Origin of the sequence: Mesorhizobium sp. B3-1-6 (assembly GCF_006439555.1) — a bacterium.
GTDB lineage: Bacteria > Pseudomonadota > Alphaproteobacteria > Rhizobiales > Rhizobiaceae > Mesorhizobium.
Genome location: NZ_VFTM01000050.1, coordinates 15,337 through 34,920, shown reverse-complemented (window position 1 = coordinate 34,920; position 19,584 = coordinate 15,337). Strand labels below are relative to the sequence as shown.

20 protein-coding genes are annotated in these 19,584 nt (G+C 64.7%); 8 read left to right on the top strand and 12 right to left on the bottom strand.

The features are described from left to right. Nucleotides 1-278: 278 nt before the first annotated feature. Complete coding sequence (locus FJ414_RS29520) at nt 279-2,138, bottom strand: DEAD/DEAH box helicase (RefSeq protein WP_140647881.1); 1,860 nt, start codon at nt 2,136-2,138, stop codon at nt 279-281. Between the two features lie 667 nt (nt 2,139-2,805). Here FJ414_RS29520 and FJ414_RS29515 point away from each other — a divergent pair. Then, nucleotides 2,806-3,840 (top strand): aspartate-semialdehyde dehydrogenase, encoded by a 1,035-nt coding sequence (locus tag FJ414_RS29515; RefSeq protein WP_140647880.1) that lies wholly within the window; start codon nt 2,806-2,808, stop codon nt 3,838-3,840. Nucleotides 3,841-4,007: 167 nt separating this feature from the next. Further along, nucleotides 4,008-4,460 carry a GNAT family N-acetyltransferase gene (locus FJ414_RS29510; RefSeq protein ID WP_140647879.1) on the top strand — a complete coding sequence of 151 codons (453 nt, stop codon included), beginning with the start codon at nt 4,008-4,010 and terminating at the stop codon, nt 4,458-4,460. Between the two features lie 2 nt (nt 4,461-4,462). Here FJ414_RS29510 and FJ414_RS29505 read toward each other — a convergent pair whose 3' ends face one another. Then, on the bottom strand, nt 4,463-4,870 hold the full coding sequence (locus FJ414_RS29505; protein ID WP_140647878.1) for an ACT domain-containing protein: 408 nt from the start codon (nt 4,868-4,870) through the stop codon (nt 4,463-4,465). A 162-nt stretch (nt 4,871-5,032) separates the two neighbouring features. On the opposite strand from FJ414_RS29505, the gene FJ414_RS29500 reads away from it, so the two are divergent. The 4 genes from FJ414_RS29500 to FJ414_RS29485 all read left to right on the top strand — a co-directional run bounded on the left by FJ414_RS29500 (nt 5,033) and on the right by FJ414_RS29485 (nt 7,582). Next, the gene (locus FJ414_RS29500; protein ID WP_140647877.1) at nt 5,033-5,938 is read left to right on the top strand and encodes a bestrophin family ion channel; all 906 of its coding nucleotides are present in this window, start codon (nt 5,033-5,035) and stop codon (nt 5,936-5,938) included. Between the two features lie 282 nt (nt 5,939-6,220). After that, complete coding sequence (locus FJ414_RS29495) at nt 6,221-6,631, top strand: DoxX family protein (protein ID WP_140647876.1); 411 nt, start codon at nt 6,221-6,223, stop codon at nt 6,629-6,631. A gap of 12 nt (nt 6,632-6,643) precedes the next feature. Next, on the top strand, nt 6,644-7,171 hold the full coding sequence (locus tag FJ414_RS29490; protein WP_140647875.1) for an SRPBCC family protein: 528 nt from the start codon (nt 6,644-6,646) through the stop codon (nt 7,169-7,171). A gap of 147 nt (nt 7,172-7,318) precedes the next feature. Next, nucleotides 7,319-7,582 carry a YMGG-like glycine zipper-containing protein gene (locus tag FJ414_RS29485; RefSeq protein WP_095770014.1) on the top strand — a complete coding sequence of 88 codons (264 nt, stop codon included), beginning with the start codon at nt 7,319-7,321 and terminating at the stop codon, nt 7,580-7,582. A gap of 73 nt (nt 7,583-7,655) precedes the next feature. On the opposite strand, the gene rpsP is transcribed toward FJ414_RS29485, so the two are convergent. From rpsP to FJ414_RS29450, 7 genes are all read right to left on the bottom strand, one after another. After that, nucleotides 7,656-8,057, bottom strand: coding sequence for a 30S ribosomal protein S16 (gene rpsP / locus FJ414_RS29480; RefSeq protein ID WP_140647874.1), 402 nt, complete (start codon nt 8,055-8,057; stop codon nt 7,656-7,658). A gap of 49 nt (nt 8,058-8,106) precedes the next feature. Continuing rightward, entirely contained in the window at nt 8,107-8,433 is a 327-nt protein-coding gene (locus tag FJ414_RS29475; protein ID WP_095770012.1) for a chorismate mutase, read from the bottom strand. A gap of 7 nt (nt 8,434-8,440) precedes the next feature. Continuing rightward, a complete protein-coding gene (ffh, locus tag FJ414_RS29470; protein WP_140647873.1) occupies nt 8,441-10,021 on the bottom strand; it encodes a signal recognition particle protein in 1,581 nt (526 codons plus the stop codon). Between the two features lie 341 nt (nt 10,022-10,362). Beyond that, nucleotides 10,363-11,313, bottom strand: coding sequence for a type II CAAX endopeptidase family protein (locus tag FJ414_RS29465; protein ID WP_140647872.1), 951 nt, complete (start codon nt 11,311-11,313; stop codon nt 10,363-10,365). A 146-nt stretch (nt 11,314-11,459) separates the two neighbouring features. Beyond that, on the bottom strand, nt 11,460-12,065 hold the full coding sequence (locus FJ414_RS29460; protein ID WP_140647871.1) for a DUF1236 domain-containing protein: 606 nt from the start codon (nt 12,063-12,065) through the stop codon (nt 11,460-11,462). A gap of 86 nt (nt 12,066-12,151) precedes the next feature. Then, complete coding sequence (locus FJ414_RS29455; protein WP_140647870.1) at nt 12,152-13,231, bottom strand: putative zinc-binding metallopeptidase; 1,080 nt, start codon at nt 13,229-13,231, stop codon at nt 12,152-12,154. A 69-nt stretch (nt 13,232-13,300) separates the two neighbouring features. Continuing rightward, nucleotides 13,301-14,548, bottom strand: coding sequence for an NAD(P)/FAD-dependent oxidoreductase (locus tag FJ414_RS29450; protein ID WP_140647869.1), 1,248 nt, complete (start codon nt 14,546-14,548; stop codon nt 13,301-13,303). 155 nt (nt 14,549-14,703) lie between these two features. On the opposite strand from FJ414_RS29450, the gene FJ414_RS29445 reads away from it, so the two are divergent. Then, on the top strand, nt 14,704-15,507 hold the full coding sequence (locus FJ414_RS29445; protein WP_140647868.1) for a lytic transglycosylase domain-containing protein: 804 nt from the start codon (nt 14,704-14,706) through the stop codon (nt 15,505-15,507). Between the two features lie 271 nt (nt 15,508-15,778). On the opposite strand, the gene FJ414_RS29435 is transcribed toward FJ414_RS29445, so the two are convergent. Continuing rightward, nucleotides 15,779-16,999: an argininosuccinate synthase gene (locus tag FJ414_RS29435; protein ID WP_140647867.1), complete on the bottom strand. Its 1,221-nt coding sequence runs from the start codon at nt 16,997-16,999 to the stop codon at nt 15,779-15,781. Between the two features lie 182 nt (nt 17,000-17,181). Here FJ414_RS29435 and FJ414_RS29430 point away from each other — a divergent pair, with 182 nt between their 5' ends. After that, a complete protein-coding gene (locus FJ414_RS29430; protein WP_140647866.1) occupies nt 17,182-17,823 on the top strand; it encodes a LysE family translocator in 642 nt (213 codons plus the stop codon). Nucleotides 17,824-17,826: 3 nt separating this feature from the next. Here FJ414_RS29430 and FJ414_RS29425 read toward each other — a convergent pair whose 3' ends face one another. Further along, nucleotides 17,827-18,294: a hypothetical protein gene (locus FJ414_RS29425; protein WP_140647865.1), complete on the bottom strand. Its 468-nt coding sequence runs from the start codon at nt 18,292-18,294 to the stop codon at nt 17,827-17,829. Continuing rightward, nucleotides 18,291-19,523 carry a 23S rRNA (adenine(2503)-C(2))-methyltransferase RlmN gene (gene rlmN, locus FJ414_RS29420; RefSeq protein ID WP_140647864.1) on the bottom strand — a complete coding sequence of 411 codons (1,233 nt, stop codon included), beginning with the start codon at nt 19,521-19,523 and terminating at the stop codon, nt 18,291-18,293. Before rlmN ends, FJ414_RS29425 begins: the two co-directional genes overlap by 4 nt. Nucleotides 19,524-19,584: the final 61 nt, after the last annotated feature.

Below are 19,584 nucleotides of genomic sequence, written 5' to 3'. Positions count from 1 at the left end.
TGGTCGTCCTCAACGCCATCATGCGCGACAAAACCGCATTCGCGTGAACACAGTTGCCATTCCGTGACCTATGAGCGTCGCAGCGGTTCAGAAAAAGCCTTCGTTCCGCACCGTTGCGACTCTTCGCGCGAGGTCACGGAATGGATCCTCGGGTCTACGCGTCCGCTTCGCTCCCGCTCCGCCCGTGGATGACGAAGTTCGGACGCTTCAGCTAATCTCCGAGGTTGGCGATCTACCCGGCGCTCGCCGCGGGTCGGCTTCCAACTTCCGTCGCGATCTTACGCTGGCCGCTTCTTCTGCTTCTTGCGCTTTGCCGACTGGTCGGATTTCGGCTTGTCGAACTTCGGTTTGCCAGGCTTCCAAGATTTCGCCTCGCCGCCAGGCTGTCGCTCGCCCGGCTCCCGCTTCTCGAATCTGGGGCTCTTCTGGTCGAAAGCACCCTTGCCGCGATGCGGCTTCTTGTCCGGCTTCGACGGCTGGTAGCCGGCGCGCGACAGGTCCGGCGTGCCGTCGATCCGCCTGACCGCGATGTTGCCCTGCAGCTTGCGGTCGGGGCCGATCGCGGCGACGAATCGGTCGGCCCAGTCGGCGGCGATCTGCACGAAGGTCTCTTCCGGCTGCATCTTGATGGCGCCGATCTCGCGCTTGGACATGCCGGCGGTGCGGCATAGCATTGGGATCAGCCAGCGCGGCTCGGCATTCTGGCGGCGGCCGACCGAAAGCGAGAACCAGACGCTGTCGCCGAAATCGTCACGGCGGCTGGGTGTTTCGTCGCGGCGCGCGAATTTCTCGCCCGCCAATCTTTCATGCGAAGGCGTGAACGACGCGACGTCGAGCAGGTCCTCAGGCGCCGAGCGGCTGCTGCGGCAAAGCCGCACGAAGGCCGCCGCCACTTGTTCGGCGCCGTGCTGGTTGAGCAGCGTCTCGATGAAGGAGCGCTCCTCCTCGTTGATCGGTTCGGCAAGCGCGGGGTCGGCCAGAATGCGCTCGTCGTCGCGGCGCAGCACATCGTCGGCCGAGGGCGGGCTCGCCCATGTCGCCTTGATGCCGGCATTGCCAAGCAGCCGCTCGGTGCGCCTGCGGGCATTTCCAGGAACGATCAGGGCGCTGACGCCTTTGCGCCCGGCGCGGCCCGTGCGACCACTGCGATGCAGCAGCGTCTCGGGGTTGGTCGGCAGATCGGCATGCACCACCAGCTCGAGATTGGGCAGGTCGATGCCGCGCGCCGCGACATCCGTTGCGATGCAGACTTTTGCGCGGCCGTCGCGCATCGCCTGCAGCGCGTGGCTGCGCTCGTTCTGGCTGAGCTCGCCCGACAGCGCCACGACGGAGAAATTGCGGTTGTTGAAGCGCGCCGTCAGGTGGTTGACCGCCGCGCGTGTGTTGCAGAACACCAGCGCGTTTTGCGCCTCGTAGTAGCGCAGCACGTTGATGATGGCGTTTTCCCGGTCGGCCTGGGCAACGCTGAGCGCTCGGTATTCGATGTCGAGATGCTGCTTTTCCTCGCCGCCGGCGGAGATCCGCACCGCGTCGCGCTGGTAGCCCTGGGCGAGCGTTGCGATGGAGCGCGGCACGGTGGCGGAAAACATCAGCGTGCGGCGCTCGGGCGGTGCGGCATCGAGGATGAATTCGAGGTCTTCGCGAAAACCGAGGTCGAGCATCTCGTCGGCCTCGTCCAGCACCACGGCCTTCAGCGCCGACATGTCGAGCGCGCCGCGCGTGATGTGGTCGCGCAGCCGCCCGGGCGTGCCGACGACGATGTGGGCGCCGCGTTCCAGCGCGCGCCGCTCGGTGCGCATGTCCATGCCGCCGACGCAGGAGGCGATCTGCGCGCCAGTCAGTTCGTAAAGCCATTCGAGCTCGCGCCGCACCTGCAGCGCCAGCTCGCGTGTCGGCGCCACGACCAGCCCCAGCGGCGCGCCGGCGCCGGCGAAACGCTCAGCACCGCCAAGCAGGGTCGGCGCCACGGCGAGGCCGAAGGCGACGGTCTTGCCGGAGCCGGTCTGCGCCGAAACCAGCGCGTCGGCCTGGCCGAGCTCCGGCCCAAGCACCGCCTTCTGCACCGGCGTCAGCGCTGAGTAACCGCGCTTTTCCAGCGCCTCCGCCAGCGCAGGAACGATCGTTTCGAAACTGGACATTTTCTTCTTTCGGAATTCGGGGTTCTGTGCTCGTCGTGGAGCACAAGGCCGGCACTGCGCCAGCCAAAGGATATTTGGGCGTTCGTACTTCTTGCGGCCTCACTTGTATAGTGCATCGGCTCCACCGGGACCGCGACCATGCTGTGCCGGCTGGCGAAACCGCTCGCGAGAGCGCCCCTCTCCCCGTCACTATACGGGGAGAGGATGCCGGCAGGCAGGTGAGGGGCAGCGCGACCGCTGATAGGTAAGGCAGGGGCGAGGCTTCAGGCCTCACTTCCGGACGAGCTAACTGTCGAAGTCGGCGCCGCCCCTCATCCGCCCTTCGGGCACCTTCTCCCCGTATAGTGACGGGGAGAAGGAGAGCGTTGCGCCGATTGACTCTTCTATCAAACCGCGTAAAAGCCGGCGTCGAACGGGATCGTTTTTCAAATGCGCGGCCTTTTGATGGCTCTTCTTGCATTCGACTCCCCCAGCCACAATGTAACGCATTGGGCTGGGCGCTTAGACGCGTCCGTCCGTTCCAGCAAAACTACGGCCAAAACCACCACCAAAACGGTGTGATTCCCTTGGCCTAACCACCCTCTCCCGGGTCCGGCCCGGGGACGGAACCCGCATGAGGCCGGCGGGTTTCTCCAACAACCAAGCGGAGAGGGACAGGAGATATCAGATGAGTTTCAAGGTTGCGGTAGTCGGCGCCACGGGCAATGTGGGCCGCGAAATGCTCAACATTCTGGACGAACGCGGCTTCCCGGTGAGCGAAGTGGTGGCGCTGGCGTCGCGGCGCAGCCAGGGCACCGAAGTGTCCTTCGGCGACCGTACGCTGAAGGTCAAGGCACTCGACCAGTACGATTTTTCCGATACCGACATCTGCGTCATGTCGGCGGGCGGCAATGTGTCGAAGGAATGGTCGCCGAAGATCGGCAAGCAGGGCTGCGTCGTCATCGATAATTCATCGGCCTTCCGCTACGATCCGGACGTGCCGCTGATCGTGCCGGAGGTTAACCCGGACGCGATCTCGCTGTTTACACGCAAGAACATCATCGCCAACCCGAACTGCTCGACCGCGCAGCTCGTCGTGGCGCTGAAGCCGCTGCATGACGTCGCCACCATCAAGCGCGTCGTCGTCGCCACCTACCAGTCGGTCTCCGGCGCCGGCAAGGAAGGCATGGATGAGCTGTTCACCCAGACCCGCGCGGTGTTCGTCGCCGACCAGGTCGACGTCAAGAAGTTCACCAAGCGCATCGCCTTCAATGTCATCCCGCATATCGACGTCTTCCTCGATGACGGCTTCACCAAGGAAGAGTGGAAGATGGTCGCCGAAACCAAGAAGATGCTCGACCCAAAGATCAAGCTGACGGCGACCTGCGTGCGCGTGCCGGTGTTCATCGGCCATTCGGAAGCCGTCAACATCGAGTTCGAGAAGCCGATCACGGCGGATGAGGCGCGCGAGATCCTGCGCGAGGCGCCTGGCTGCCAGGTGCTCGACAAGCGCGAGAACGGCGGCTACATCACGCCGCTCGAATCGGCTGGCGAGGACGCCACCTTCATCTCGCGCATCCGCGAGGATTCGACCGTCGACAACGGCCTGTCGATGTGGGTGGTCTCCGACAATCTGCGCAAGGGCGCAGCGCTGAACGCCGTGCAGATCGCCGAGCTGCTGGTCGAGCGCGGCCTCATCCAGCCGAAGAAGAAGGCGGCTTAATCTCGCTCACGGGCCGTATCGCCGCTGCCGCGGCTGGCCCTCCGCGGGGGCGCCGGACGACCGGCGGCCCGCAGTCGCGGGCTCGGCCTTCGGCCGGGGCGCCCTTCCTTCTCCCCGTTCAACGGGGAGAAGGTGCCCGAAGGGCGGATGAGGGGCAGCGCCGGCCTATGAGTGACCGGACCGAAATCACCCTACGCCCGGCCATCGGCTCCGATGCCGTCGCCATCGCCAGGATGATGCGCGCGTCGCTCAATGCCTTCGACTGGATGCCGGTGTTGCATACGCCGGCGGAGGACCTGTTCTTCATCCGCGACATCCTGCTGCCCAATCAGCAAGTGAGCGTCGCCGTCGCCGGAGAAAATATCGTCGGCTTCATCGCCGTCAGCGGCGAATGGGTCGAGCAGCTCTATCTCGATCCGGCCTGGACCAGGCAAGGCATCGGCGCCCGGCTTCTGACTCAGGCCACGGCCGGGATGCCTGTGATCAAGCTGCATTGCTTCCAGGCCAACACCGGTGCCCGCCGTTTCTACGAACGCCACGGCTTTCGCGCCGAAGGTTTCGGCGATGGCTCGACCAACGAGGAAGGCCTGCCTGATATCCTCTACGCGCTCAGGCGCTGAGTTCACCCACCGCTTTCCGCCGCCAACCGCTGCAATATGGCCAGCGCTTCCTCGGCCCGGTCGGCGGGCACGAAGAGATGGTCGTGATAGAAGGCCGAGACCGGATTGACGCCCATGCCGGCCGCCGCGAGCCGTCTCGTGATGGCGGCGAGGAAGCCGACGGCTTCCAGCGAGGAGTGGATGTCGAGCGTGATCATCCGGCAGCGGAACGTTCCGGCAAGGCCGGCGGCCTTCGCCTCGTCTTCGGTCGTGATCAGGGTCAGGCCTTCCCGCTCGCGAAATTGCATGATGGGATCGAGTCTCGCCGGGACCGGCGTGTCCGGCGCCAGCGTCGCGAACACATAGACGTCGGCAAGCAGTTGCGGCGTCATCGACGCCAGCAGTTTTTGCAGCTCGGTCTCGCCCGTCATCGTCGCTCCTCCTCTTGGCAGTCGCAGTCGTATGTTTCAATACATGCAAGGGCCGACGGTCCAGCCGTGCCGACGACATCTCGATGTCGCTTGCTGTTGCGCCGCGGGCATCGACCGCACAATAAGACATCAAAGCCAAGCCGGCTTGCAAAGGTTAACCCGATGATCGTCCGACCGCGCCCGACATTCCTGCAATTGTTCTTCATCATGCGTGGTTCGGTGGTGCCGCGCATCCTGCCGCAGATTTTCGGCTTCGCCCTCTATTCGGCGGTCATCCTGCTGCTCGCGCGGCAGTTCCATCTCGACCTCAGCGCTTTCAGCATCGCGCCTTTCGGGCTCGTCGGCGTGACGCTCTCGATCTATCTGTCGTTCCGGAACAACGCCGCCTATGACCGCTGGTGGGAGGCCCGCAAGCTCTGGGGCGCGCTGGTTTTCGAGATACGCAACCTGGCGCGCGCCACCACCAGCCTGGTCGGCGACCGCGCCGAGCAGCGCGCTCTTCTGATGGAGGCGCTTGCCTTCTGCCACCTGCTGCGCGGGCAACTGCGCAAAATCGACAGCATAAAGGACGCCCGCGCCTTCATCGGCGACGAGGTCGACAAGGCCGCCGCCCGCACCAATCCGGCCGACGACATGGTCCGCCGCATGGGCCGGCGCGCCAATGCGCGGCGCGAGGCGGGCGCGCTCGACCCGATCGGCTTCCGCATCCTCGATGAAAGGCTGGCCGCGATCGCCGCCATCCAGGCCGGCTGCGAGCGGATCGCCGGCACGCCCTTGCCCTTCGCCTATACGCTGCTGGTGCACCGCACGGCCTATGTCGTCTGCCTGCTCTTGCCGATCGGCCTGGTCTCGACCACGGGTTGGGCGACGCCGCTGTTCACGGCGCTGATCGCCTATACGTTCTTCGGCCTCGACGCGCTGTCGGAAGAGCTCGAGGACCCGTTCGGCATCGAGGCCAACGACCTGGCGCTCGACGGCCTTTGCCGCGTCTGCGAGATCTCCGTGTTCGAGGCGCTGGACGAGACGCCGCCGAAGATGATCGCGGCCGACAAGTTCTATTTCTCTTAGGAGGTCGACCCACGAGGGCTCTGCCCTCGGAGACTGGTCGAAAGCGCTGTGTTCTCTTCGTCATTCTAGGGCGGAGCAAGGAGCGAAGCGACGCGGCGCAGACCCAGAAGTTAAGATCGCCTGGCTGGAGCTTCATTCTAGAGCGCTGCATTCTTCGTTCGACGTCACGGCTCGGGTCAAGCCCGAGTATGACGAAGGCGTGTAGGATCGCGGCATGTTCCTTCGTCCTTGGATCGAACCCGGCAAATGGCCGGCATTCGAAACCATCAGGAGGGAATATCCATGAGCATTTCCGAAGCCGCGCCTGCTTCAAAAGGCGCTTTGTGGGCCGGGCGCGCGCTCAGCGGCGTCATCGTCCTGTTCATGATCTTCGACGGCGCCATCAAGCTGCCGCCGCTCGACATCGTCACGCAAACGATGGCGCAGCTCGGCTGGCCGGCCGATCCGAATGTGGCGCGCATGCTGGGCGTCATCGGCCTGGTCTCGACCGCGCTCTACGCATGGCCACGCACGTCGGTGCTCGGCGCCATCCTGCTCACCGCCTATATGGGCGGCGCGATTTCGACGCATGTGCGGATTGGCAACCCGCTGTTCTCGCACACGCTGTTCGGCGTCTATCTCGGCATTATCCTGTGGGGCGGGCTCTATCTGCGCGACGCAAGAGTGCGCGCGCTGATCCCGTTTTCACGATAGGGAGGAGAAGAGATGTTTGCCACCATCCTCATCATCCTGGCCGTCATCATCGCCGCCGTGCTGGTCTATGCCGCGACCCGGCCGAACGATTTCGTCGTCACCCGCTCGGCCAGCATCAAGGCGCCTGCCGAGACGATCTTCCCGCTGATCGACGATTTTCGGCGCTGGCCCGAATGGTCGCCCTACGAAAAGCTCGATCCGAAGATGAAGCGCACGCTGTCCGGCGCCGAAAGCGGCAAGGGCGCGGCCTATGCCTGGGAGGGCAATTCCAAGGCCGGCAAGGGGCGCATGGAAATCGTCAACTCGGTGCCGTCCTCGCTGGTTTCGCTCAAACTCGATTTCGAAAAGCCGTTCAGGGCCAACAACAGTGTCGACTTCTCGCTTTCGCCGTCCGGCGAGGGCACCACGGTCACCTGGGCAATGCGCGGCGCAAGGCCTTTCATTGCCAAGCTGATGGGCCTGTTCATGAATTTCGACACGCTGATCGGCAAGGATTTCGAGGCCGGGCTCGGCAATCTGAAGCGCCTCACCGAGCGGTGAAAACCACGAAGTTTCAATGCGTTGGCGCTCAGTGCCGTAAATCCGGCCGGCGCGTAGCCGGCCAATCTTCATCATCTGCGGGATCAATTCAGCTGTTCGTGAGTTTAGGGCATGGCGGCGAGGACGGCGCTTGAGAGAGGAACAGCAATGAAGAAAGCAATTACCATCCTGGTGCTGACGGTGGCCCTTGGCGCCTGCTCGCAAACAGAAAAGGGTGCTGCGATCGGCGGCCTGGGCGGTGCGGCGGTCGGTGCCGCGGTGGCAGGCGATCCGGTGCAAGGCGCGGTGGTCGGCGGCGCTGTTGGCGCAGTGGCCGGCGCGCTGATCGGTCATGCCAGCGAAGCCGGCCAGTGCCGCTACCGCGACCGCTACGGACGCGTTTATGTGGCGCGCTGCCCGTCCGGCTATTGAGGCATCGGACCGGACAATCGAATAAAAAACGGCGGGCATGGGCCCGCCGTTCTCGTTAACGAAAAAGCCGTGATTACTCGGCGGTGGCGGCTTCAGCCTCGGCCGGCGCGGCGGTCGCCGCGGCGGCGGCAGCGGCCGCGTCTTCCTGGGCCTTCTTCAAAAGGGCGGCGCGTTCCTGCGCCTTCTTGCCGGGCAGGGCCTTGTTCGGGTTCGAGCGGGTCTCGCGCTTGGCAAGGCCGGCCTCGTCGAGGAAGCGCAGCACGCGGTCGGTCGGCTGGGCGCCATGCGACAGCCAATGCTTGATGCGATCGGCGTCGACCTTGACGCGCTCGCCGTCCTTCGGCAGCAGCGGGTTCCACGAGCCGAGCGACTCGATGAACCGGCCGTCGCGCGGCGAACGGGCGTCGGCGACGACGACGTGGTAGTAGGGACGCTTCTTCGAGCCCGCACGGGCCAGTCTGATCTTCAGTGCCATTGTTTTCTCCTAAAAGCTCTGATTTCGTTGATGAGTTTTCAGCTGGGTTTCAGCCGGTTTTCGTCACGCCGTTGGCAGCGGCGATCTGTTCGTGGTGCCGGATCACTTCGCGGACGACGAAGTTGAGGAATTTCTCCGCGAAATCCGGGTCGAGATGCGCATCCTTCGCCAGTTGGCGAAGGCGGGCGATCTGCTGCTGCTCACGCGCGGGGTCGGCGGGCGGCAGGCCATGCTCGGCCTTCAGAACGCCGACGGCCTTGGTGCAGCGGAAGCGCTCGGCCAGCATATGGATGAGGGCGGCGTCGATGTTGTCGATCGAAGCGCGGTAGCCAGCCAGGATGGCGCGTGCGTCGGCCATGTCTTTCTCCTCGTTCATCGCCCCCTCACTTCTTTTTCCCAAGGCCGGGCAGCCCGCCGGCGCCGAGGCCCGGAAGACCCGGAAGCTTCATGCCGCCGGGCAGGCCCGGCAGTCCGCCGCCACCGGGAAGTCCGCCCGGCATGCCTTTGCCGAGACCGGCGGCCTGCGCCTGCTTCTGCAGGGCCTCGAGCTGCTTGGGATCCATCCTGGAAAGATCGGGCATGCCGCCGCCCGGCATCATGCCGCCAAGGCCCATTTTCGAGGCGAGGCCGCCCATCATGCCGCGCATGAGGCCGCCGCCTTTGCCCTTGCCGCCCATCGCCTTCATCATGTCGGCCATGCCGCGGTGCATCTTCAACAGCTTGTTGATCTCGGCCGCGTCGGTGCCGGAGCCGGCGGCGATGCGCTTCTTGCGCGAGTGTTTGAGCATATCGGGGTTGGCGCGCTCGGCCTTGGTCATCGAGGAGATGATGGCGAGCTGGCGGCCGAACATCTTGTCGTCGAGGCCGGCGGCGGCGAGCTGGTCCTTCATCTTGCCCATGCCGGGAATCATGCCCATGATGCCGCCCATGCCGCCCATTTTCGACATCTGCTGAAGCTGCTGGGCGAGGTCGTTCAGGTCGAACTTGCCCGACTGCATCTTCTTGGCCATCGCCGCCGCCTGCTCGGCGTCGATGGTCTCGGCGGCCTTCTCGACGAGCGAGACGATGTCGCCCATGCCGAGGATGCGGTCGGCGATGCGCTTGGGGTGGAATTCCTCCAGCCCGTCCATCTTTTCGCCGGTGCCGATCAGCTTGATCGGCTTGCCGGTCACGGCGCGCATCGAAAGGGCCGCGCCGCCGCGGCCGTCGCCGTCCATGCGGGTCAGCACCAGGCCGGTGATGCCGACGCGTTCGTCGAAGCTCTTGGCAAGGTTGACGGCGTCCTGGCCGGTCAGCGAGTCGGCGACCAGCAGGATCTCGTGCGGGCTCGACACCTTCTTGATGTCGGCCATCTCGACCATCAGCGGCTCGTCGATATGGGTGCGGCCGGCGGTGTCGAGGATGACGACGTCATGGCCGCCAAGCCTGGCGGCCTGCACGGCGCGCTTGGCGATATCGACCGGGCTCTGGCCGGCGATGATCGGCAGGGTAGCGACCTTGGTCTGCTCGCCGAGCTGGCGCAGCTGCTCTTGTGCTGCGGGCCGCCGCGTGTCGAGCGAGGCCATCAGGACCTTCTTGTTCTGCCGCTCGGTCAGGCGCTTGGCGATCTTGGCCGAGGTCGTCGTCTTGCCGGAGCCCTGCAGGCCGACCATCATGACGACGACGGGCGCCGGCGCGTTGAGGTCGACGGCCACGCCCTCGGCGCCGAGCATCTCGACCAGCTCGTCATGGACGATCTTGACGACCATCTGTCCGGGCTTGATCGACTTCAGCACCGCGGCGCCGACCGCCTTCTCGCGCACCTTGTCGGTGAAGGAGCGAACCACTTCCAGCGCGACGTCGGCCTCGAGCAGCGCCCGGCGCACCTCGCGCAAAGCCGCCGAGACATCCGCCTCGGACAGCGCGCCGCGGCCAGTCAGGCCGTTCAGGATGGAGCCAAGACGCTCCTGGAGGGATTCAAACATCTGCGGTCCTTGATCTCGGTGGGTTTCGACCGAGAGGTAGTGCGTTCGCGCCGGGTCGCCAAGCAAAAGCGCAAAGCCAAAAAGCACCCGGGGGCGCATCGCGCTGCCGGGTGTTGGCCTCCAGGATCTCTTTACAGCACCTGCCTCAAAGAGGCTTCGGCGTCCTGGTCGGCTTTCGCGAAAGAAAACTCGTCGCGGAATTCAGCGGCTCTAGACAGGAAATTGGCCGCGGAGTCAAGGCTGATGCATCTCGCGCAAAAGTGCGAAGCGGTTTTGCGGCAACGGCATGCATCAAAAAACAATGCCGGAATCCGAGCCAAAACGCCGCTATTGTCGATAACTCAGCCCAGGCTTTGCTTGATCGTCCCGACCCTGAGCGGCGAGCGGCGGTGCAAAAGCAGCAGTATCGTCAAAAGCGTGCTGACGATACCGATCGCGGCGATGAGAACGGCGTCCAGCCCGGTCCAGCCGGGGCCTTCGAGGGGCTTGGCATTAAGCAGCGCGAAGCCATTGTAGCCCTCCTGGTGCGAGATCAGCAGGAAGCCGGTCAGATTGTTGCCGAGATGAGCGCCGAAACCGGCGCCGAGATTGCCGGTGACATAGACCAGGAGCGTGAGCAGCAGGGCAAAGGTGCCGATCGAGACCAGCACGCAGGCATTGATGGCAAGTGTCGAGGCCGAATTCCAGTGCAGCGACGCGAACAGCAGCCCGGGCAGCAGCGCCCAGACCAGCGGGCTGCTGAAGCGGTAGGCGAGGCCGCGCAGCAGATAGCCGCGAAACAGCATCTCCTCCGACGAGGTCTGCAGGAAGGCGAGCAGCACGATCGGGATAAGAAAGAGCAGCCAGGACGAGAACGCGATCGGTCCGCGCGCGATCTCCGGCTGCAGCCAATAGAGCAGGACCTCGGAGAATAAGGACGTGATCAGCACCGCGGCCAGGCCCTTGAGGAAATCGCCGCCCGCGACGCGGCGGCTGACGCCGAACAGGGCCGACAGCGGCTCGCCATGGACGAAGCGCATTGCCACCCACAGGCCGATCCAGATGCCGGCAAAGGAGGTCAGGGCGCTCAGGATGCCGGTGGGCGATGCCAGGAAGTCCTGCATGTAGCGCCCGGTCGAGGGGCCGGGGAGACGCCAGACAATGTAGACATAGGTGCCGGCAAACAGCACCAGAGCCGTCATCGCCATCCAGAAGGCGATGACGATCGCCGTCCCGAAGAACAGGCGCAGCAAATTGGTCTTTTCGTTCGGCGAGCGGCGATAGCGCTCGAAGGCGGCATTGTCGATCGTCACGCGGCTCCCCTGCCGAAGGCTTTCGCCACATGGGTCTAGGAGATCGGCAGTTACCGCGCAATTACCGTCCACGCGGAGTTGCCGCGCGCAGGATCAAAAAACGGCCGCCAGCGATGGCGGCCGTTATCTGACAGCGATCAGGCCGATCAGCGCATCACATAGACGATGCGCCGCGTGCCCGGATCGACCAGCGCCGGCTGGTTGTTCACATAGACGTAGCGGTACCGATAATCGGGGATTTCACGCAGCTCGACCGTGTCGGGCAGAGTGGCGCCGGTCACCACCTCGCCGTCGAGATAGACCGGATCGACCCGGTGCGTGGCGACATAGGTGCCGACCTCGGCCGGCGGCCTGCCGATCGACTCGATGGCGTCGTCGTTGGAAACGATGGCGCCGGTGTAGGTATCGGTCGTGTAGATGTTGTCGGTCGGCGGGGCGACGACGGCGATCTCGGCATTGGCCGGGCGGCGGGTCACGACGACGCGGCTGCCGCCGAAATCGCCCGTCACATAGTCGGAATAGACCCAGCCCTTGCCGTCAGCTTCGGCGATCGTGCACCATTTGCTGCCTTCGATGCAGCCGTTAAGCGTGGCCGACTGCCCTGCCGCCAGCACGCCGATAACCGGATATTGCGGCCCGGGGCCAGCGCGAACGTTCAAGTCGGTCACCGCCTGTACGGGAGTGTCGGCGAAAGCTGCGCCCGAGATTGTGAGCAGCGCACCGGCCAGAGCCGGAAACAACACGCGTGTCATGGTTCTTCTCTCCGTTTTCAACGCTCCCTCGGGATCGGAAACGAAACAAAGGCTTATGCGTTCCGGCTAAAGTGCTTTGCGCCCGCTCACGAATTGTTCCAGGCCTTTTTCGGCGCGCCTGTCAAAAGCTCGTGCACGAATGCGAGTTTGCGCGCCGCCACCTCGGAAATCACGAAGGGGTAAAGATCCGGCAGACCCATGCAGCGGTTGATCGAGTTGGATGCCTCCGACAATACCAGCCAGCGGGCCAGGATCCTTTCAAATGGCTCCGGATCCAGGTCGGGATCGGCGGGCGCCGGGTGCAGACGGCCACCAGTGTCGCCGCGCGGGATGGCGTCGGCATCCACGGTCTCCAGCCGGCCCAGCGGAAAATTCAGCGCATGGACCATTTCCAGCGTGTCGGCGATGTGGAGATGATGCGCCCAGGTCTCGGCCCAGTCCTCCCAGGGATGGGATGCGGCATAGGCGGAGATGTGGCGTTGCTGCCAGTCCGGCGGCGCGCCATTGGCGTAGTATGCCTTCAGGGCCTGCTCATAATCGGCCTGCTCGTCGCCGAAGAGCGCGCGGAAGACTGAAAGCCGAGCGGGATCGCCACGGATCAGCCGATCCCAATAATAATGGCCGAGCTCGTGACGGAAATGGCCGAGCAAGGTGCGATAGTTCTCGCCCATCTCGACGCGCCGTCTTTCGCGTTCGGCGGAATCGGCCTCGGCAACATTGAGGGTGATCAAGCCGTTGTCATGGCCGGTCAGGATGCGCTCTCCGCCCGGACCGGCGCCGATCGGGTCGGCGAGGAGGTCGAAGGCAAGGCCGATCTCATCCTTGGCGTCGGCCTTGGGAACGACCGGCAGGCCAAAGGCGAGCAGTGAATAGACGGCCCGCTTCTTCGCTGCTTCGACCCGGATCCAGCGCCGACGGTTGCCGTCGATGGAAAGGTCGGGAATGACCTGGTTGAGGGCGCAGGCGCGGCAGAAAGTCCGGCCAGCCTCGGCACGCCAGTTGCAGGCGCATTCATCGGCATTGCCACATGCGGCAACGCCGCTCGCACCCGCCAGCAGGAAACGTGCTTCGTACGGGTCGTAGAGCACCAGGCTGGAACAGTTCAGACACTGGGCGTTCTCGAAATAAAGGCGGTGGCCGCAGTTTGGACAGTCGAACAGCTTCATCTTGTTTTCAACATGCGGAAGAGGTGGAAGCCTCGTCGAAACGTCCGCCGGGCCTCCGGCGTTCCGAAGCTATTTCGTAGCGAGCTGGGCAATGACCTGCCGCGCCACGCTTTCGCCCGAAAGCCTGGCGCCGCCGCAGGTCTGGATCAGCGGGCCGGCGACATGCTCGCCGGCGAAGAAGATCTTTTCCGCCACCGGCTGCATCAGCGTCGCGCGCGCCTCCGAACGGCCAGGGCGCGCCGCGGCATAGGCGCCGCGCACAAAGCGCTCCGCACCCCAGTTCGTCATCATGGCGCGGCCGACATGCTTCCTCACGTCGCCGCCGAAGATGCCGCACAGGCGGTCGACGACGAAATCGACCCCGGCCGCCTCGCCGGCGGCCGACATCTCCCAGGCGAAGTCGCCGCCGACGAAACCGACCATCAGGTCGAGATCGAAGGGGAAGCAGAGGAAATAGATGTCGTGCCTGGCCATGCGTTCGATCAGAAGGTCGTCGAAAGGTTCAAGACCGAGCCGCGTGGCCTTGATCTCCACCGGCAACTTGGTCAGCATGCCCATGGGCAGGTCGAAGAAGGCGCCGAAATGCGCGTCGGGCAGCGCCGGCGAGAACTCGATCTCCTCGAAGGCGAGCACGGCCGGCGAGGCGGTGACGATCACCGCCTTCGCGCGCACCGTGCCGCGGTCGGTGACGCAGGCGACGCCCGGTACATCCCAGAGGATCTTGCGCACCGGCGTCGACAGCTCGACCGGCACATCGAAGCCGAAGCGCGCGACCAGCGCGCCGAACCCTTCCTTGCTGAAATAATTGGGGTCGAGGTCGGCCGCCGCCTGGAAGTCACGGATCGAGATCTCGTCCTTGTCGGCGCCGAAATCCATCGGACCGGCGAAGGTGGCGGCCGCGCGCGGCGCCTGGCCCTTGGCGAGCAGCGCCGACAGCCGGTCGTCGTCGCCTTCCTCGACCTGGTGATTGGCGAGCAATTCGAACAGCTTGGCATCGGCCGCCTTCATCTCGGCCTCTTCCTCCTCGCCCGCCTTGCGCTTGCGGTAATAGAGGTGGTCGACATTCATGTCGTGGTGATGCAGCGTCCAGCCGGCCGCCTGGGCTTCCGGAAAATAAGGATTGCGGTCTGCCGCGTGCAGCCAGGCGGAGCCAATGTCGAAGGGCACGCCGAAATGGCGGTCGCTGGTCCAGGCGCGGCCGCCGATGCGGTCCATCGCCTCGAGAAGAAGGAAGGAAAGTCCGGCCGCTCGAAGCGTCTTGGCCGCGGCAAGCCCCGCGGAACCGGCGCCAATGATCACGACGTCAACGTCTTTCATGAGGCAAGCCCGCCACACCTGATGGCTGATCGTAGGCAAATTGCCCTTCTTTCGCCAGTGTCGGGTGTCACGTCCCCGGCGGGGGCGGTGACAATCAGGCGTTTCGCTGGCAAATTCGCAACCGGGACGTGATTCAAGGCAACCAGGAGACGGATATGGCATTTTTTGCCAAGGGAAGGATTTTCGTGGCCACCGCGGCGGTGGTGGCGATGTTTGGGCTGGCGACAGGCGCCGAGGCCGCGGCCAGCTGCGGCAAGAACGGCGCCGGCTTCGACGCCTGGAAGCAGGACTTTGCCGCCGAGGCCAAGGCCAACGGCGTCGGCCAAAGGGGCCTTTCGGCGCTGGCCGGAGCGACCTACGCGACAAGGACGATTTCGGCCGACCGTGCCATCCACAAGGCTTTCAGCGGCTCCGTTGAGGCGTTTATGAAGCGCCGCGGCGCTTCCGCCATCATCTCGAGAGGCCGTGCGCTGAAGAAGGCGAACGCGGCGATGTTCGCCAATATCGAGCGGACGTACGGCGTGCCGCCGGGCGTGCTGCTGGCCATCTGGGGCATGGAGACCGGCTTCGGCGCCTCGATGGGCAACCAGAACACGGTGTCGGCCATCCTGACGCTCGCCTATGACTGCCGCCGCCCGGATTATTTCACCCCGCACGCCATCGCGGCGCTCAAGCTGGTCGATCGCGGCGCGCTCAGCGCCGCCTCGGTCGGCGCCATGCATGGCGAGATCGGCCACACCCAGTTCCTACCCGGCAACGTGCTGAAATACGGCGTCGGCAGCGGTAACCTGCGCGACCGCAACACGGCGCTGGCTTCCACCGCCAACTACCTCAAGGGCCATGGCTGGCACGCCGGCGCGAGCTATGAGGCCAATATGGGCGCAATCGCCGGCTGGAATTCGGCAAGCGTCTACCAGCAGGCCATCGCCCGCATCGCCGAGGCGATCGACGCGGATTGATCTTTGAATCTCTGTTGAGCAGAACAGCCCGGCCATGCGCCGGGCTTTTTTGTTGGACTTGGAGATTGGCGAAAGCCGGGATGATGGCCAATCTCCCCCCTTGCGGGGGAGATGTCCGGCAGGACAGAGGGGGGTGCTGTCCCTCCAGCCTGTCCGGCAATCCTCACCATTTTCACGCTGGCGCCCAGCTGCAAATCAGAGAGGCAGCGATCCTTCACACCCCCCTCTGCCCTGCCGGGCATCTCCCCCGCAAGGGGGGAGATTAGCAGCTTCAGCGACGGTTCCTTGCCGCCAGCGTCCGCAGCCGCAGGCCATTAAGGCGAATGAATCCCTCGGCGTCCTTCTGGTCGTAGGCGCCGCGGTCGTCCTCGAAGGTGACCAGCGCATCGGAATAAAGCGTCTTCTTCGACTTGCGGCCGGTGACCATGACATTGCCCTTGTAGAGCTTCAGCCGCACCGTGCCTTCGACGTCTTCCTGGCTCTTGTCGATCATCGCCTGCAGCATGAGGCGCTCGGGCGAGAACCAGAAGCCGTTATAGATGAGTTCGGCGTAGCGCGGCATGAACTCGTCCTTGAGGTGGGCGGCGCCGCGGTCGAGCGTGATCGATTCGATGGCGCGATGGGCGGCGATCAGGATGGTGCCGCCGGGCGTCTCGTAGACGCCGCGCGACTTCATGCCGACGAAGCGGTTCTCGACCAGATCGAGGCGACCGATGCCGTTGTCGCGGCCGAGGTCGTTGAGCGCCGCCAGCATGGTGGCCGGCGACAACTTCTTGCCGTTGAGCGCGACCGGGTCGCCCTTGAGGAATTCGATCTCGATCTCGGTGACGGCATCGGGCGCGTCCATCGGCGAAACGGTGCGCTGATGCACGAATTCCGGCGGCTCGCTCCACGGATCCTCCAGCACCTTGCCCTCGGAAGAGGAGTGCAGAAGATTGGCGTCGACCGAGAAGGGCGCTTCGCCGCGCTTGTCCTTCGCGACCGGGATCTGGTGCTGCTCGGCGAAGTTGATCAGATCGGTGCGCGACTTGAACGTCCAGTCGCGCCAGGGCGCGATGACCTTGATGTCGGGGTTGAGCGCATAGGCGGACAATTCGAAGCGGACCTGGTCGTTGCCCTTGCCGGTGGCGCCATGGGCGATCGCGTCGGCGCCGGTCTCTTTCGCGATCTCGACCAAGTGCTTGGAGATCAGCGGCCGGGCGATCGAGGTGCCGAGCAGGTAGGTGCCTTCATAGACGGTGTTGGCGCGGAACATCGGGAAGACGAAGTCGGCGACGAATTCCTCGCGCACATCGACGATGCGGATGTCCTTGATGCCCATCATCTCGGCCTTCTTACGGGCCGGCTCCAGCTCGCCGCCCTGGCCGAGATCGGCGGTGAAGGTGACGACTTCGGCGCCGAGCTCGGTCTGCAGCCATTTCAGGATGATGGAGGTGTCGAGGCCGCCGGAATAGGCGAGCACGACTTTCTTGACGTTCTTGATCTTGGACATTTTTGGCGGTTCCGCGGGAAAGAGCTTCGCGGGGCGAGGTATCACGGCCTTTCCGGGCGGCGCAAGAGACGAACAGAGGCCTGGCTCCAGCACAGGCTGGGCCAGATGTTTGCCCGGGCAGACGCTGGCGGAGCAAAAATGGTCGCGTTATAGGCTGCGCGATCTCTCCCAGGGCCGCGCGCATGTCCTTTATTCCCGACACTTCGACGCTCATCCAGTTCGCCATCGCCACCGTCATCCTGGCGATCACGCCGGGGCCGGACATGACGCTGTTCGTCTCGCGCACGCTGAGCCAGGGCCGCGCCACCGGCTTTGCCTCGATGGCGGGTGCGCTCACCGGCACGCTGATCCACACCACGCTGGTGGTGGTCGGCATCTCGGCGCTGATCGTCGCCTCGCCGATGGCCTTCTTCGTCCTGAAGATTTTTGGCGCCGGCTATCTGGTGTTCCTGGCCTGGCAGGCGGTGACGAAGGGTTCGGCCTTCTCGCCGGAGAAGAGGACCGGGCCGCAAGTCTCCCTGTTCCGCAGCTGGGCGGCCGGGCTCGGCGTCAACCTGCTCAACCCCAAGATCATCCTGTTCTTCATGACCTTCCTGCCGCAATTCGTCTCCGCGCACGATCCGAACGCGTCCGGAAAGCTGTTCTTCCTCGGCATGATGTTCATCGTGCTGTCGATCCCGGTGACGGTGCCGATGGTGCTGGCGGCGGAAAAGTTCTCGGCGGCGATGAAGGCAAGCCCGCGCGTCACGCGCGTGGTCGACTATCTGTTCGCCGGCGTGTTCTCTGCCTTCGCGCTCAAGATCCTGACCGCACAGGCGAAGTAGGGCTCACGGCTGCGCGTCGAGCAAGGGTGCGCGGCGCCAGCTTCCGGCCCAGCGACCGGCTGAGAGCCAGTAGAAGATGCCGCCGACCATGCCGGCGCCGATCACGGCCAGCCTGGCATTGGTTTCGGTGATGTCGAAATTCGCATCGCCGAGATTGTGCACGAAGCCGAGAAAGACGATGGCGATGACGGCACCGCCGAGCGCGTAGAACAGCCAGTCGCGGCGGCCAAGCACCTCGGCGATCAAAATGACGACCGCCGCCGGCATGAAGGCGAAATAGGCGACGAACAGCGCCACGAAAGGCACCGAGAAATAGAGCGATGCGGTGGCTGTCGGCTCCGGATCGGCCGGCGTGTAGCCCAGATGCGCCAGGACCAGGACGTTGAGGAAGGCGCTCGCCGCCAGCGAGGCGACGACATAGCCGACCAGGATGGCGGCAAAGCGGATGAGGTAGGCGATGATGCGCCTCACGCCTCGCCGTGTCCCGCGATCATCATGGCTTCGAGCGCCAGCCGGTCGACCTTGCGCATGCGCTCCGACTCCGACTTGAGCTGGCCGCAGGCGGCGAGGATGTCGCGGCCGCGCGGGGTGCGGATCGGCGAGGCATAGCCGGCATTGTTGATGTAGTCGGCGAACTTCTCGATCGTCTCCCAGTCCGAGCACTGATAGTTGGTGCCGGGCCAGGGATTGAACGGGATCAGGTTGATCTTGGCCGGAATGCCCCTGAGCAGCTTGATCAGCGCCTTGGCGTCGTCGAGGGAATCGTTGACGTCCTTCAGCATCACATATTCGAAGGTGATGCGCTTGGCGTTGGAAAGGCCCGGATAGGCCTTGCAGGCGGCGATCAGGTCTTTCAGCGGGAACTTCTTGTTGATCGGCACGAGCAGGTCGCGCAGGTCGTCATTGGTGGCGTGCAGCGAGATCGCCAACATGACGCCGATCTCCTCGCCGGTGCGGGCGATCTCCGGCACCACGCCCGAGGTCGACAGGGTGATGCGTCTTTTTGACAAGGAAAGCCCGTCGCCGTCGGACGCGATCAGCAGCGCCTTCTTCACCGCCTCGAAATTATAGAGCGGCTCGCCCATGCCCATCATGACGATGTTGGAAACCTTGCGGCCCTCGGCCGGCACGATGGCGCCGTCCGGCGTGTCGCGGTCGGGGAAGTCGCCGAGCCGGTCGCGCGCGGTGAGCAGCTGCGCCAGGATCTCCTCGGCGGTGAGGTTGCGCACCAGCTTCTGCGTGCCGGTGTGGCAGAAGGAGCAGGTGAGCGTGCAGCCGACCTGCGAGGAAATGCAGAGCGTGCCGCGGCCTTCCTCGGGAATGTAGACGGTCTCGATCTCGACGGGACGGCCGGCGCCGCGCGGCGGAAAGCGGAACAGCCATTTGCGCGTGCCGTCGGAAGAGATCTGCTCCTCGACGATTTCCGGCCGCGCGACGGTGAAATGCTTGTCGAGCTCGGCGCGCAGGTCCTTGGAGATGTTGAACATATGCGCGAAGTCGGAAACGCCGCGCACATACATCCAGTGCCAGAGCTGCTGGGCGCGCATCTTGGCATGACGCTCCGGCACGATGCCGGCATTGATGAGAGCTTCACCGAGCTCGGCGCGGGTCAGGCCGATCAGCGACGGCTTCTCGGCCGGTGTTGCGCGGCGCAAGGCGTCACGAGCGCCTTCGGCGGTAAGATCAAGCGAAACGGTCATGGTGGCGCCAATATAAGCGATTTGCGGCCGATTTCAGCATCGGCCGCAGATGGAAGCGCGG